The organism is Microbacterium sp. Root553, from assembly GCF_001426995.1.
Lineage (GTDB): Bacteria > Actinomycetota > Actinomycetes > Actinomycetales > Microbacteriaceae > Microbacterium.
Genome location: NZ_LMFY01000001.1, coordinates 1,291,091 through 1,303,327, shown reverse-complemented (window position 1 = coordinate 1,303,327; position 12,237 = coordinate 1,291,091). Strand labels below are relative to the sequence as shown.

Genomic DNA, 12,237 nt, shown 5'->3' with positions numbered 1-12,237 from the left:
TGACCGGCATGAGCGCGCACGAGACGCATCCGCCCCTGCACCTCGACTCGTTCGAGGCGCCCCGCACGCCCGCGGCGATCGCCGCCCTGTCGCTCGCGACGCAGTATCAGTCCCCGACGATGGTCAACCATGTCGTGCGTTCGTGGCTGTGGGCCGAGGCGTTCGCCGTCATCGAAGGCCGACACGACGTCGACCATGAGCTGCTCTACGTCTCGGCCGTGCTCCATGACATCGGCCTGGCTCCGGAGTTCGACAACGTGCTCCGCTCCTACGAGGAGGCCGGCGGCCATGTCGCCGTCGCGCTCACCCGGGGCGCCGGCTGGGACGAGCGGCGGGGCACCCGTGCGCTCGAGGTGATCGTGCGGCACAATTGGCCCTCGGTCGATCCCGCGGTCGACGTCGAAGGGTACCTGCTCGAGATCGCGACCGGTCTCGACATCTCCGGCGCGCGCCCCGACGCGCTTCCCGAGGCCTTCCTCCGTGAGGTTCTCGAGGCGTATCCCCGCCTCGACCTCGCCGACGAGTTCGGCTCCGGGGTCGTCGACCAGGCGGCCAGGAAGCCCCACACCGCCGCGCGCCGACTCGTCGAGGGCGGCGTCGTCCGCAAGCTGGAGCAGAATCCCCTCGGGTGAGCTTCCGGGCGTGGAGCCCGCGGCTACTTCTCGCTCGAGTCGAGGAAGACCCCGACGCGGTCGCCGTCGAGGATGAACTGGATCGCGACGCCCGAGGGATACCGCTCGATCAGCTCCTCCGGCAGCTCGTCGCTGAACGGTATGGCGAGCACGGTCGGGAACGACGCGACGCCGCACGACCCGTAGACCGGGCCGTCGACGTACGAATCCCCCTCGTCCTCAGCCTGCTCGGGCAGGTCGCTGGTCCTGGCGACCGAGAGGCAGCGGTTGTCCGACGCGCGATCCCCCGACTCCGAGACCCACCCCGGACTCTCGAAGACCGTCAGACCGGCGAACTCGGCGCTGGCGACGTCGGACTCCGCACCGAACCAGTTCGGCGGCACCGAGCCGTTGCGCGTGAGCTGGAGGGTGTCGACCTGTGGGGCGCCCGACGATACCGACACCGACTGCAGCGAGGTCACGGCGAACGTCACGAGAGCGGCCGCGACGGCGGATGCCACCACGGACGCCACCCACAGCACGGCGTGCTTTCTCTCGAGGCGTGCGGGCCGCCCCGCAGCCTCATCCGCCGGACCCGGACCGCCGGCGGTGGCGGTGGCGGTGGCGGTGGCGGTGGGTGTGGCGGTGGGATCGTCGTCCCACAGCGAGTCGTCACCGAGCCTGTCGAGCAGATCGTCGCCCGCTCGGTCCTCGACGCGACCGTCGGCGATGACGGACGCGGAACGGGCATCGACCGAGACGACGCCGGGGACGACGCCGGAGTCGGGTATTGCGGCGCGCGCGGCCTCGAGCTGCTCCAGTCGGCGCAGTGCCACCGGGTCCGCCGCGATGTCGGCTCGGGGGCCGTATGCACGGAGACGAAGCTCACGCAGCTCTCGCTCGGATTCGGCATCCATTCGCGCACTCATCCCCGCATCGTCTCACGACGACCCGCATGCGACCCCACCCGCCCGCGAACGCACCGACGGGCGGACGGAGCACGAATGCTCCGCCCGCCCGTCGGGGGGGGTCTTACTTCTTGAACGCGTCCTTCACGTTCTCGCCGGCCTTCTTCGCGTCGGCCTTGACCTGGTCGGCCTTGCCTTCGGCGGCGAGCTTGTCGTTGTCGGTCGCGTTGCCGATCGCTTCCTTCGCCTTGCCGGCGATGTCCTGAGCGGCGTTCTTGATCTTGTCATCGAGTCCCATGAGGAGCTCCTTTCGTGAGGGTGATGATGACGACGGGAGGATTCCCGGCGTCTTATCGTCGTGCTCTTCGCGACCGACGATAAGCAGGTGGGTGCGGACGCTCAGCGGCGCACCTTGTCGAGGGCCTTCTCCGCGGCCTTCTTGGCCTTCTTCGCGGCCTTGGCCCGCTCCTTCTTGGCCTTCGGGTCGTTCCACATCCGCACGAGCTGGTGCCGGACGGACTCGCCCTTGTCGATCTGCACGGTCGCGGCCCGACTGCCCAGGATGTAGGCGACGAAGGCGACGGCGCCGATGAGGAGGATCTTGTTTCGCATGGTGGTTCTCTTCCTGGGTGACGAGTGGTCGGGGGTGACGGATGGGTCTCAGCGGATCAGGTCAGACGACGCTGGTCGTGAGCGAGCCGTGCCCGCAGACCGGTGTGGATGGAGACGTAGGTCGCCGTCTCACGGCCGGTGAGGGTCGCGAGGTTGCCGAGCAGGCGGTCGACGTGGTCGACCAGCTCACGCGGATCGGTGTTCTGACGAGGGGTCAGCGCGACGTGCAGCACGGGCTCGCTGTGGATGTCGTTCGCGGTGACGTGGGTGGAGAGGATGTCGGCCCGATCCGCGAGCGAGTTCTTCACCGCATCCGACACGAAGGACTCCGTGACCGTGACCCGGCCGAGCGGGTTCTGCGAACCCGACGAGCGGAGGACCGTCTTGGAGCGGCGCCCCGAGATGCTCGTCAACGCGGCGATGAGGAGCACGACGACGATGACGATCGCGGCGACGGCGCCGATACCGACCCAGGAGAGGCTTCCTCCTGCGATGGCCGTGGCGGCGATCGCCTGGTCGAGCCAGGTGCGGGCGTCCTTGCCGGCCGACGTCCAGATGTCGGTGGCGGTGGGCCAGCTCATGATCGCGATCCCGAGGGCCCCGAGAGCGAGGAACAGCAGGCCGATGATCAGCAGCAGGGTGCGGTTCAGCGCACGATTGGTGGCGTTCACAGCTCGTCCTCCTTCTCGGTGGGCCGCTCGATGCGGACCCGGGTGCGTACGCTCCTGGTCAGTCGGTAGGTCGTCAGCTCGGCCTCTGCGGCGGACTGCACCGCGCTCTTGTCGAGCGGGATGCCGGCGCCGGGACGCACGGTGACGTCCACGGACCGATGGCCGACGCCGACGGTGATGCTCTCGCGGGAGAGACCCGTCTGCTCCGACAGATGCTGGGCCAGTGCACTGGCGATCACGCCGTTGTCGACGACGACCGCACGGTCGCCCGCCTCGAGCGTGTGCTTCGACAGTCGGCCCGGTGTGACGGCCAGACCGATGAAGACGATCCCGATCAGGGCCAGCACGATGCTGCCCGCGATCACGAGACCGGCCGGCTGCGCGGTCGGCAATCCGACCAGCCAACCGCCCGCTGCGGCGGGACCGAGCAGGAGGGCGGGCTGGGCTGCGAGGCTCAGCACGATCTCGAGACCGATGTAGGCCAGGGCGAGGATCAGGAGGATGACCGCGACGAACATCGCGACGGTGCGCGGCGAATGCGTCTCGCGACGAACGACGCGACGAAGTACGGGGGTGCTCATCGCACTCGACTCCTCTCTGGGATGGTGGCACCGGTGATGGTGAGGTTGATCCGGGTGATGTCTCGACCGAGGATTCCGGTCAGCCGCGTCTGCAACTGCTCCTGCAGCTGACGGGCCCTCTCGAGAACGGGGACTCCCTGCTCGATCGCGACGGTGTCGTCGAGATTCGGCACGGGGAGCGGGGTGGCGATGCGGACGGCGAAGCCGCCCGGATGCTCGGCGACATCGACCTTCACGTCGCCGCGCGGCACACCGATCAGGACTGCGGATGCCTGTTCGGTCACCGTGCGGTAGACGCGTTCCCTCACGTCGACGCGGCCAGGAACGGTGGCCTCACCGGTGGCGACCCCCACGGGGCCACCACCGGGGGCGAAGTGCTGGTCGACGCGCATCAGGAGGTGCGCCGCCCCGTGAAGGCGTCCGCGAGACCGCGGACGTCGAGCTTGCCGGAGGCGATCCGGCCGATGATGGCACCGATCCCGGCGAACAGGGCGACGAGGAGGAAGCCCCAGAACCCGAACGCCAGTGCGGCGAGAGCGAGCAGGGCGCCGATCACGGCGCCGGTGATGGTGGGGCTCATGAGACGCGCGACTCCTCGTTCTCGGTGTTGTCGTCACCGGGGACGTGCACGTCGTTGACCTCGACGTTGACCTCGACGACCTCGAGACCGACCAGGCGGCTGATCGCACCGGCGACGGCGGCGCGGACGTTGTTCGCGACCTCCTGGATGGGGGCCGGGTACTCCACGACGATGGTCAGGTCGGCTGCGGCCTGCGTCTCGCCGACCTCGACCTTGACGCCCTGGGCGAGGTCGGTGGCGTTGATCACGTCGCGGATCGCACCGAAGGCGCGTGCTCCGCCGCCGCCGAGCGCGTAGACGCCAGCGACCTCACGGGCGGCGATGCCGGCGACCTTGGCCACGACGCCATCGGCGATGACCGTCTTGCCGGCCGCGTCGACGTCGGTGGGGATGCGCGACGTCGAGAAGCTCGACGAGCGGTCCACGCGGGAGCCGGACGCGGCGGGCTTCGGCGCGGCGGAAGTCTGAGCCAGCTCCTTCTCGGCGGGGCTGGCGGGGGTGTTCTGATCCTGAGTTGCCATGACTTTTCCTTCGTCTCACGGGGTTCCGGCTGCGAGACCTGTCGGCCGCACCGGGAGCGTGGTTGGTCGCTCACAGGTAAGACGTGCGGGGAACGAGATTCGTCACAAACTCGTCGAGGAATTTTTTCGCACCACGGGCGCGCGGCCTAGGTTGGAGGACATGACCTCGGCCCCCTCCCCCGTCCGCGACCTCCACGGCCGCACGATCCTGGTCACCGGCGCGAATGCGGGGATCGGATACTGGTGCGCCGAACAGCTCGCCGCCCGCGGGGCCAGGGTGCTGCTCGGCTGCCGCTCAACCGACCGCGCCGAGGTCGCGGCGGCGTCGATCCGCACGCATGCGGCGAGCGCCGACGTCGGCATCCTCCCCCTTGATCTGGGCTCGCTCGACGCGATCGCCGCGGCCGCGGCCTCGGTCGACGAGCGGCTCGACGCGGTCATCTGCAACGCGGGGATCAAGGCGGCCGACCGCCGCGCGCGCACCGCCGACGGGCTCGATCTGATGGTCGGGACGAATGCCCTCGGCCACTTCGCCCTGCTCGCGCAGCTCGGGCCGGCGCTCGCGGACGAGGTGCGCGTCGTGGCCGTCGGTTCGCTGGCGCACCGCTTCGCGGAGATCGACCCTGCGACACTCGGCCAGCCGTGGACCGGGGCGTCGCTGCGTCAGTACGGCCGCTCGAAGGCCGCGCTCATGGCGCTCGCTTTCGAGCTCGATCGACGGTGGCGGGGAACCGCGCGCTCCGCGCTGTGCGCGCATCCGGGATACGCGGTCGACCCACTCACCCCGCACCGCGACGGCCTGGCCGAGGTGTCGGGCCTCTCCCGCGCTCTCGCCGGTCTCGGTCGACCGCTCGTGCAGGGCAAAGACGCCGGCGCAGCGCCGATCGTGCACGCGGCGGTGTCGGCCGATGCGACCGGAGGCGATTACTGGGGCCCCGGCGGTCTGCTCGAGTTCCGCGGCGCACCTGCTCGCGTGCGCGCCGGCGAGCAGGTGCGCTCCCCCGAGGTGGGACGCGCGCTGTGGTCGGCGGCCGAGGAGCTGACCGGGGTGCGGTTCGACGCCTGAACACGGGCGGGTCGAGGCGTGACCGCGCTGCGGTCAGCTCCCCCGGCTCACCGGATGCCTGCTGCGGCGCCGAGGGCGGGGATCTCGTCGAGCGAGCGGAAGACCGGAAGCCCCCGCTCCCGTGCGATCTCGACGTCCTTGTCGGCGCCCGAGGACTCACCGGGCAGACGGAGGACGGCATCGCAGTGCTGCAGCAGTCGGTGCGCGGTCTCGTACATGACATCGCCGTCGGTCGCTGCGTCCTCGTCGAGGCCGCGCAGGATCGGCAGAGCGACCCACTCCCCGATCATCGGGACGTGTCCGAGCCGGTGGATGGGCGCTGCGGCCTGCTCGAGGATCTCGAGATTGCGGGCGATGAGAGCGGGGTCGCCGCCGGTTCCGGAGCGGTAGGGGCCGGCGATCAGGATCAGGAGTGGTGTCGTCATGAAGAAGACTGTAACGTTAACCGTGCAAGAACGTGCAACTTCGTGAGAGAACAAGAGGAGACGGGCTCGGATGCTGGGCGCACAGCGCAAAGACCACCTGCGGGAGATCCTCCGCGCCGACGGACGCGTGGTGGCGAAGGATGTCGCCCTCGATCTCGGGGTGTCGGAGGACTCGATCCGTCGCGACCTGCGAGAGCTCGCCGAGGCCGGCGAGCTGGTGCGCGTCTATGGGGGCGCTCTGCCGATCCCGCCGGCAGACAGGCCCGTCGATCAGCGGTCATCCCTCGCCACCGCGAGCAAGGAGAGGGTGGCGTCTCGCGCCGTCTCCCTGATCGAACCGGGTTCGACGATCGTGCTGGACGCCGGCACCACCACTCTCGCGATGGCGCGGATGCTGCCCCACGGCGCCGACCTCACCGTCATCACGCCGAGCCCGGCCGTGGCCCTCGCCACCGCCGAGCACTCGGCGGCGCGCATCGTCATGATCGGCGGCGAGCTGGCACGATTCTCGATGGTCGCCAGCGGACCGTTGGCCATGGAAGCCGTGCAGCACCTCGCGGCCGACCTCTTCTTCCTCGGCGTCACCGGCGTCGATCCGGTGCGCGGACTCACCACCGGCAACCTCGACGACGCCGTCACCAAGCGGGCGATCTCCGCCCGATGCACGCAGACCTTCGCACTCGGCAGCGAGGAGAAGATCGGAGCGACCTCGCACTTCCCGGTGCTCGACCTCGACGCCGTCGCCGGTGTGATCGTCGATCCTCTCGATGAGAGCCGCGTGATCGACGAGCTCGCGGAGCGCGTCGCCGTGCTGCGCTGAACCCCGACCCGAGCGGGTCAGGTGATCGTCGCCGCGACGATCACCGGAGTCATGATGGCCACCATCGCGGCGGCGATCGCATCATTCACGGCCTTGGCGACGGCATCACCGGCCGGCGACCCCGCGGTGAGCTGCTCGATCCTCTTCTTGAGGTCGCGTGCCGAGATGTCCCCGCACTCCGCCCGAAGGATCGCGTGCGCGGCGTTGAGGTTCTGCAGGATCGAGAGCAGCGAGAGGTCAGCCTGCGTCGGGGCGCCGGTGCCCGCGAGCACAGCGGCGAGCCGCGAACGCAGCACCAGCTCGGGCGCGGGGTCGGACTCGGGAGTGCGTTCCGACCCCCAGCCGAAGAATCCGCGTTCCCCGCGCACGAGGACTCCCTGCACGACCAGCGACTCGACGACGACCTCGAGCGGATCGAGCTTCGGCGACACGACCAGCGATTGCAGTCGCTTGCCTCGCATCGGCACGAGACGCTGCAGGGTGGTGTCGAGGATCGGGTTGCCCGTCGGCTCGGTCGACACGATGTCGACGGTCGGATGCTTCTCGTGCGAGAACGAGATGCGCCCGTGCAGGGCGAGGTCGACGAGGACGGCCGCGACCTCGCCATACAGACGGTTCCCGCTCACCGCGCTCTCGACACGGCCGTCGGGCCGAAGCAACAGCATGTGGAGTTCCTCGACGATCAGCATGCCTCCACGCTATGACCCGCCGCGAGCGGCGGCATCCCCCGCACGGGTGATTTCACGACGCCGCGGCACTCGAGTCGGCGGCCTGTCAACCCCGTCGCCGGTGACCCTCCTCTCTCCCTAGGGTTCCGGGATGACCTCCGACACCGCGCGCACGCCTGAGGAGCCCACTCGGCTTCGCCGCGCCATCACCGGGCCGCTGCTCTTCGCCTTCATCCTGGGCGACGTGCTCGGCGCCGGCATCTACGCCCTGATGGGGGTGCTCTCCGAGAAGGTCGGCGGGATGCTGTGGGCGCCGCTGCTGCTGGCCCTGCTCCTCGCCCTCCTGACGGCCGGCTCGTACGCCGAGCTCGTCACCAAGTACCCGCGCGCGGGCGGGGCATCCGTCTTCGCCGAGCGTGCCTTCCACAGCCCGGCGGTGTCGTTCCTCGTCGGGTTCAGCATGCTCGCCGCCGGAGTGACCAGCGCCGCGGGCCTCGCGATCGCGTTCGCCGGCGACTACCTCGGCACCTTCTTCGACCTGCCGACCATCCCCGTCGCGATCGTCTTCCTCGCCGTCGTCGCGGCCCTCAACGCCCGCGGCATCCGCGAGTCCCTGGGGGCGAACCTGGTGATGACGGCGATCGAGCTGAGCGGTCTCGTGATCGTCATCGCCGTGGTGGGCGTGTTCGTGGCCGGCGGCGGTGGCGACGCCTCGCGCCTCACCCAGACGCCCGAGGGGACTCCCGCGGCGATGGCCGTGCTCGCCGGCGCCGTGATCGCCTACTACTCCTTCGTGGGCTTCGAGACCTCGGCCAACATGATCGAAGAGGTGAAGAATCCGCGGCGCACGTACCCGCGTGCGCTCTTCGGTGCGCTGTTCACGGCGGGCGCGGTCTACGTACTCGTCGGGATCGCGAGCTCGATCGCGCTGCCCGCCTCTGACCTGCAGGAGTCGAGCGGTCCGCTGCTCTCGGTCGTCGAGGCGGCGGGCGCCAGCATCCCGTCCTGGCTGTTCAGCCTGATCGCCCTGGTCGCGGTCGCCAACGGCGCGTTGCTCACCATGATCATGGTGAGCCGCCTGACCTACGGCATGGCCGAGCAGAACCTGCTGCCCGCCGTGCTCGGTCGCGTGCTGCCGCGGCGGAAGACCCCGTGGGTCGCCATTCTCACCACCACCCTCGTCGCGATGGGGCTGACCCTGGTCGGCGACCTCGCGACGCTCGCCGAGACGGTCGTGCTACTGCTGCTGATCGTGTTCCTCAGCGTCAACGTCTCGGTGCTCGTACTGCGCCGCGATCGGGTGGAGCACGACCACTTCCGGATCTGGACGATCATCCCCGTGCTCGGCATCGGGTCGTGCATCCTGCTGCTCACCCAGCAGCGCCCCGCCGTCTGGCTGTTCGGCGGCATCCTTCTGGCCGTCGGGGGCGTCCTGTACCTGCTCGCGCGCTGGGGCAGGACGCGAACCGCAGCCCGCACGAGTTCCACCACCGATACCCACACCACCACGGAGGAGAATCATGGCAACCACTGACCGCACCCCGGACTCGGACGACGAGATGACCAGCGAAGAGAAGCGGCACGATCAGCTGACCGCCGCGCCGGAGGCGACCGAGGCCGATGCCGCGCCACGCATCGAGGTGTCGGAGCACGACGGCACCACACGCATCGACATCGCGCCGGATGCCGCCGTGCGACCGGGTCCTGGGCCCGGCGTCGACACCGACGACTGAGACCGGGTCGCGCGCGCACCGCGCCGGATTCCCTGTCCTCTCGACGCCCCGCATCAGCCTCTCGTCGACGAACCTGTGCTGAGATGGGCACGTGATGACGCCCTACGACTCCGGCAACGCGCCCCGGAGCTTCGTGTACCACCCCGTGTTCCAGACGATCGTGATCGTCGCCGTCCTCCTCGTCGGCCCCGTGCTGCTGGTGGTCGGATCGTCGATGAACGCCGCCGACCGAGAGCTCGTCGCGAGCGGCTCGCGCACGACGGGAACGGTGGTCGAAGTGAACGACGGGGCCGAGGCCTCCACGCACAACTTCAGAGTCGAGTACTTCGCCGGCGACACGTCATCGCATTCGGTCTGGGCCGACTGGGCGCCCGATGAGAAGCCTGCCCTCGGCAGCAGCGTCACGGTCATCTACAGCACTGCCGAACCGAGCACGGCCGTGGTCGAGGGCCACGGGACCCCGGGCCGCACGGTCACCGGACTGGGCGGACTGCTCACCGTCGTGTCCGTCGTGCTCATCGTCGTCATGGCCTCCGGCTTCGCGAAGGGGAGAGCCCGGCGCCGACGGGCCGACTGACGCGGCGTCGAGTACGCTCAGCCTCACCTCTCGGCGGTCACAGCCAGCCCTTGCGCTTGAACGCCCAGTAGAGGCCGACGCCCATCGCCAGCATGAGTCCGATGGCCATCGGGTAGCCGAGCACCCAGTGCAGCTCGGGCATGTGATCGAAGTTCATCCCGTAGACCGTGCCGACGAGGGTCGGCGCGAAGAGGATCGCGGCCCATCCCGAGATCTTCTTCACCTCGTCGTTCTGACGGATGCTCAGCTCCGTCATCCGCCGCATCTCCTCGTTCTGCCGACGCGCCACGATGGTCGACTCGACGGTCAGGGCGTTGTCGAGCACGGTGCGGAACGTGTTCGCCCGCTCGGAGATGCGCAGGGTGTGGTCGAGCACATCGCGCAGGTAGCGCTGCAGCTCCTCGTCGGCCTCGTGCTCGGGCGAGCCGCGCAGCAGAGAATCGAGCATCCCGGCGAGAGGCTGCACCGCACGTTGGAAGTCGATGACCTCGCGACCCAGCTCGTAGATGCGCTGCGTCGCGTCGATGCCGTCCTCGAACAGCTGACCCTCGATCTCGTCGATGTCGTTCTCGAGACCCGCCAGCACCGGGGCGTACTCGTCGACGACCTCGTCGAGGATCGCATAGAGCACCGCCCCGGCGCCGAGACGGAGCAGCGCGGGGTCGTCTTCGAGGCGGTGGCGCACGCGGCCGAGATCGGGCGACTCGGCGTGCCGGATCGTGACGACGAAGTCCGGCCCCACGAGCAGATGGATCTCGCCGAACTCCACCTCCTCCGTCTCATCGAGGTAGCGCGCCGAGCGCAGCACCATGAAGAGGACGTCACCGTACCGTTCGAGCTTCGAGCGCTGATGCCCCGACAGGGCGTCCTCGACCACGAGCGCATGGATGCCGAACTCGTCGGCGACCTCGCGGATCTCCGCCTCGCTCGGACGATAGAGACCGATCCAGCTCATCCCGCCGCGTTCGCGCATGGCCTCGAACGTCTCGCTCAGGCTCCGCGGATTCTCGGTGCGGACGCCGTCGACGTAGATCGCGTTGTCGATGATGGCCATGGCCGACCTCTCTCCCGACCCGGTCGCGCAGCGGCCGGGTGCGTCCGAATCAGCCCTCAGGCGGTGCGACGCAGGGAAGCGCGGAGTCCGCGATCGCCTGGTGGTACTGCTCCGCCGTGAAGGGCAGACCGAAGTCCGGTGCCGTCTGGCCCTCGGCCGCCGGCGCCTTGGAGGCGAGGGCCGCCAGCTCCCACGCGAGGAACATCGCCGTGGTGCCGCCGGTGGTCGAGTCGTTCAGCGAGACCGCCACGGTGAACCCGGTCGCGGGGTCGGAGAATGCCGACGTCTGATAACCGGGCGTCCACCCGGACTGACCGATCATCGAGCCGACGAGGAGTGCGCCTCCGGTCGCCTGGAACCAGGACGGGGCGTCGGGGGCCTGCGGCAGCGGTGATCCGAAGCGGTTCGGCTCCTTCTTCGTGCGCAGCACCTGTGCGGCCTCGGCCTGCATGTAGCGGCCGAGGTCGTCGATCGTGGAGACCACCCCGGAGTCGGTGAAGCCGGTGCTCGACGACAGCGTCGTGATGTCGACCGGGGCGGCGCAGTTGTACCCGCCTTCGACGGGGGCGAGGTAGTGCCCGTTCATCACCGGACCGGTAGAGGGCGCCGCCGGCGCGGGCGAGGGCAGCGAGGTGTTCGAGAGCCCGAGCGGCCGGGTGACGTACGCGGAGATGAGCTCGGATGCCGTCATACCCGACGCGCGCTCGAGAGCGAGTCCGAGCAGCAGGTATCCGGCATCGGAGTTCGTGTACGTGGTGTGGGCGGTGGCACGCGGCGCACCGAGCCCGTACGACGCCAGCTCGAGCGGCGCCCACACCCGCTCGGGGGTGGTCATCCAGGCGGTCTGCGCGATGCCCTCGGAGGAGCCGATCCCGCTCGTGCTGTTGCAGAGGTCGAGCAGGGTGGTGTCCGTCATGTCCGGAACGCCGGACACATGGTCGGGCACGGGGTCGTCGAGACCGACGATGCCCTCGTCCGCGAGGCCGTAGAGCACGTCGCACGTCATGAGCCTCGTCATGTCGGAGACGCGGAAGGCCATGTCGGTCGTGATCTCGGCGCCCGCTCCGGGGTCCTGTGTGCCCACGCCGGTCACCCAGCGTCCACTCCACGGCGCCCAGACACCCACCACGGCACCCGAGGCGCCGGAGGCGGCGAGCGCGTTCGCGACCGCATCCTGCATCGCCGTGACCGTGTCGGCGGGGAAGTCGCCGTCGACCTGCGACGGGGGCTGATAGCTGAACTCCGGCTCGGACGACGTGCATCCGGTGAGGAAGAGTCCGAGCACGGCGACGCCGGCCGCTACGGCGCGGAACCTGCGTGACGAGAGAAGCTGCATGAAAGGGGACCCCCGGAAGACGTGTCTCCCGAGTCTAGAACGCGGATCCTGAAAGATCGCATCGCGGGGGCCGG

General features: G+C 69.7%; 18 protein-coding genes. 6 read left to right on the top strand and 12 right to left on the bottom strand.

Going from position 1 to position 12,237, the window contains the following annotated elements:
• Positions 1 to 8: 8 nt before the first annotated feature.
• Positions 9 to 632: an HD domain-containing protein gene (locus tag ASD43_RS06065; protein WP_056414853.1), complete on the top strand. Its 624-nt coding sequence runs from the start codon at positions 9 to 11 to the stop codon at positions 630 to 632.
• A 23-nt stretch (positions 633 to 655) separates the two neighbouring features.
• Here ASD43_RS06065 and ASD43_RS17175 read toward each other — a convergent pair whose 3' ends face one another.
• From ASD43_RS17175 to ASD43_RS06025, 8 genes are all read right to left on the bottom strand, one after another.
• The gene (locus tag ASD43_RS17175; protein WP_157550848.1) at positions 656 to 1,540 is read right to left on the bottom strand and encodes a hypothetical protein; all 885 of its coding nucleotides are present in this window, start codon (positions 1,538 to 1,540) and stop codon (positions 656 to 658) included.
• Positions 1,541 to 1,643: 103 nt separating this feature from the next.
• Positions 1,644 to 1,817 (bottom strand): CsbD family protein, encoded by a 174-nt coding sequence (locus ASD43_RS06055; RefSeq protein WP_053098095.1) that lies wholly within the window; start codon positions 1,815 to 1,817, stop codon positions 1,644 to 1,646.
• A 101-nt stretch (positions 1,818 to 1,918) separates the two neighbouring features.
• Entirely contained in the window at positions 1,919 to 2,131 is a 213-nt protein-coding gene (locus tag ASD43_RS06050; protein WP_045252975.1) for a hypothetical protein, read from the bottom strand.
• A 56-nt stretch (positions 2,132 to 2,187) separates the two neighbouring features.
• Positions 2,188 to 2,802: a hypothetical protein gene (locus ASD43_RS06045; RefSeq protein WP_056414847.1), complete on the bottom strand. Its 615-nt coding sequence runs from the start codon at positions 2,800 to 2,802 to the stop codon at positions 2,188 to 2,190.
• On the bottom strand, positions 2,799 to 3,383 hold the full coding sequence (locus ASD43_RS06040) for a DUF6286 domain-containing protein (RefSeq protein WP_056414843.1): 585 nt from the start codon (positions 3,381 to 3,383) through the stop codon (positions 2,799 to 2,801). The genes ASD43_RS06045 and ASD43_RS06040 overlap by 4 nt, the downstream gene beginning before the upstream one ends.
• Positions 3,380 to 3,775 (bottom strand): hypothetical protein, encoded by a 396-nt coding sequence (locus tag ASD43_RS06035; protein ID WP_235564044.1) that lies wholly within the window; start codon positions 3,773 to 3,775, stop codon positions 3,380 to 3,382. Before ASD43_RS06035 ends, ASD43_RS06040 begins: the two co-directional genes overlap by 4 nt.
• A complete protein-coding gene (locus ASD43_RS06030; protein ID WP_045252972.1) occupies positions 3,775 to 3,963 on the bottom strand; it encodes a DUF2273 domain-containing protein in 189 nt (62 codons plus the stop codon). The genes ASD43_RS06035 and ASD43_RS06030 overlap by 1 nt, the downstream gene beginning before the upstream one ends.
• On the bottom strand, positions 3,960 to 4,484 hold the full coding sequence (locus ASD43_RS06025) for an Asp23/Gls24 family envelope stress response protein (RefSeq protein ID WP_200946572.1): 525 nt from the start codon (positions 4,482 to 4,484) through the stop codon (positions 3,960 to 3,962). The genes ASD43_RS06030 and ASD43_RS06025 overlap by 4 nt, the downstream gene beginning before the upstream one ends.
• 160 nt (positions 4,485 to 4,644) lie before the next feature.
• Here ASD43_RS06025 and ASD43_RS06020 point away from each other — a divergent pair, with 160 nt between their 5' ends.
• A complete protein-coding gene (locus ASD43_RS06020) occupies positions 4,645 to 5,550 on the top strand; it encodes an SDR family NAD(P)-dependent oxidoreductase (RefSeq protein WP_056414841.1) in 906 nt (301 codons plus the stop codon).
• 47 nt (positions 5,551 to 5,597) lie between these two features.
• On the opposite strand, the gene ASD43_RS06015 is transcribed toward ASD43_RS06020, so the two are convergent.
• On the bottom strand, positions 5,598 to 5,975 hold the full coding sequence (locus tag ASD43_RS06015; RefSeq protein WP_056414837.1) for a DUF4406 domain-containing protein: 378 nt from the start codon (positions 5,973 to 5,975) through the stop codon (positions 5,598 to 5,600).
• A gap of 70 nt (positions 5,976 to 6,045) precedes the next feature.
• Here ASD43_RS06015 and ASD43_RS06010 point away from each other — a divergent pair, with 70 nt between their 5' ends.
• Complete coding sequence (locus tag ASD43_RS06010; RefSeq protein WP_056414833.1) at positions 6,046 to 6,795, top strand: DeoR/GlpR family DNA-binding transcription regulator; 750 nt, start codon at positions 6,046 to 6,048, stop codon at positions 6,793 to 6,795.
• Positions 6,796 to 6,812: 17 nt separating this feature from the next.
• Here the strand turns inward: ASD43_RS06010 and ASD43_RS06005 are convergent, their stop codons facing one another.
• Positions 6,813 to 7,484, bottom strand: a complete 672-nt coding sequence (locus ASD43_RS06005) for a GOLPH3/VPS74 family protein (protein WP_056414830.1) — start codon at positions 7,482 to 7,484, stop codon at positions 6,813 to 6,815.
• Positions 7,485 to 7,614: 130 nt separating this feature from the next.
• Here ASD43_RS06005 and ASD43_RS06000 point away from each other — a divergent pair, with 130 nt between their 5' ends.
• The 3 genes from ASD43_RS06000 to ASD43_RS05990 all read left to right on the top strand — a co-directional run bounded on the left by ASD43_RS06000 (position 7,615) and on the right by ASD43_RS05990 (position 9,773).
• Positions 7,615 to 8,997 carry an APC family permease gene (locus ASD43_RS06000; protein WP_056414827.1) on the top strand — a complete coding sequence of 461 codons (1,383 nt, stop codon included), beginning with the start codon at positions 7,615 to 7,617 and terminating at the stop codon, positions 8,995 to 8,997.
• Positions 8,984 to 9,196, top strand: a complete 213-nt coding sequence (locus ASD43_RS05995; RefSeq protein WP_056414823.1) for a hypothetical protein — start codon at positions 8,984 to 8,986, stop codon at positions 9,194 to 9,196. The genes ASD43_RS06000 and ASD43_RS05995 overlap by 14 nt, the downstream gene beginning before the upstream one ends.
• 94 nt (positions 9,197 to 9,290) lie before the next feature.
• The gene (locus ASD43_RS05990; protein ID WP_056414818.1) at positions 9,291 to 9,773 is read left to right on the top strand and encodes a DUF3592 domain-containing protein; all 483 of its coding nucleotides are present in this window, start codon (positions 9,291 to 9,293) and stop codon (positions 9,771 to 9,773) included.
• Between the two features lie 37 nt (positions 9,774 to 9,810).
• Here ASD43_RS05990 and corA read toward each other — a convergent pair whose 3' ends face one another.
• On the bottom strand, positions 9,811 to 10,827 hold the full coding sequence (gene corA / locus ASD43_RS05985; RefSeq protein WP_056414816.1) for a magnesium/cobalt transporter CorA: 1,017 nt from the start codon (positions 10,825 to 10,827) through the stop codon (positions 9,811 to 9,813).
• Positions 10,828 to 10,876: 49 nt separating this feature from the next.
• A complete protein-coding gene (locus tag ASD43_RS05980; protein WP_056414813.1) occupies positions 10,877 to 12,163 on the bottom strand; it encodes a serine hydrolase domain-containing protein in 1,287 nt (428 codons plus the stop codon).
• Positions 12,164 to 12,237 lie beyond the last annotated feature (74 nt).